The sequence below is a fragment of the Herbaspirillum lusitanum P6-12 genome (assembly GCF_000256565.1).
GTDB lineage: Bacteria > Pseudomonadota > Gammaproteobacteria > Burkholderiales > Burkholderiaceae_D > Herbaspirillum > Herbaspirillum lusitanum.
In genome coordinates this window covers 1-1,113 of the sequence record NZ_AJHH01000150.1, presented here as the reverse complement: position 1 = coordinate 1,113, position 1,113 = coordinate 1, and the positions used below count along the sequence as shown (strand labels likewise).

The 1,113-nt window shown below is 63.7% G+C and carries 2 protein-coding genes; both read left to right on the top strand.

Annotated elements, in window-relative coordinates; translation table 11 throughout:
- Nucleotides 1-796, top strand: a 796-nt coding sequence (locus tag HLUSI_RS27075; RefSeq protein ID WP_016832946.1) for a YhdP family protein, incomplete at its 5' end; no start/stop codon positions are given.
- The coding region (locus HLUSI_RS30920) for a YhdP family protein (protein ID WP_462138089.1) at nucleotides 736-1,113 on the top strand (378 nt) is incomplete at its 3' end. The genes HLUSI_RS27075 and HLUSI_RS30920, both read left to right, overlap by 61 nt.

Below are 1,113 nucleotides of genomic sequence, written 5' to 3'. Positions count from 1 at the left end.
GATGGCGCTGAAGGCGACGCCGCCGGCCGACTATGCCGCGCCGCTCGATGTGCGCGCAAATTTTTACCACCCCAGTTTCGCCAGCAAAATCTCCGACGTGACGCGTTGGAAGGGCACCCTGTACGCCGACGTGAGCAACACCGACCTGGCCGTCTGGAAGGCCTACGTCGACTATCCGCTGGAACTGAACCAGGGCCGCGGCTCGGTGCGCGCCTGGCTGGACCTCGATCACAACAAGATCGCCAACTTCACCGCCGACCTCAGCCTGACCAATCTGTCGGCGCGGCTGGATAAAAAACTTGAACCGCTGCAATTGGCGCGCGTCAGCGGCCGGGTGTCCGGCAGCGAAATCTACGCGCCCGACCTGCAGGACGGCATTCCGACTTTCGGCGCCAACGGCCACAAGCTGACGCTGAGCAATTTCTCCCTGGAGACCGACGACGGCTTCGCGCTGCCGCCGACCACGATTTTCGAAGTATTCGAACCGGCCACGCGCTTCCGTCCTGAAAAGATGACGGTGGAAGCGCAACTGCTCGATCTCGCGATTCTTTCCGACCTCGGCAGCCGCCTGCCGCTGACGCCGTCGCAGCACAAGCTGCTGGCCGACCTGGCGCCGCACGGCCAGCTCAAGGATTTTTCGGTGCAATGGGAAGGCAGCTATCCTGACGTGCGCGCCTATCGCCTCCGCGGTGCTTTCAGCGGCCTCGGCATGCAGCCGCAGGCGGTGCGCCGGCGATCCCCGGCTTTGCCAATCTGGACGGACAGATCGACGCCACCGAGCGCGGCGGCAAACTGAGCCTGGCGTCGCAGGATGTCGCGCTGCAACTGCCGGCCTTGTTCGCCGACGCCGCCATGCCGTTCGACAAGCTGAACCTGCAAAGCCATTGGGAAATCCAGAAGAACGAAATCCTGCAGTTCCACATCGACAATCTCGAATTCGCGCAGGACAGCGCGGCCGGCACGCTCAGCGGCACCCACACGCTGCCGCTGCAAGGCAAGTCGCCCGGCGTCATCGACCTGAAAGCAAAATTGTCGCGCTTCGATCTGCAGAAGCTGTCGCGCTACCTGCCGTTGCACACCGCCAAGCCTGCGATGGACTGGATCAGCGGGGCA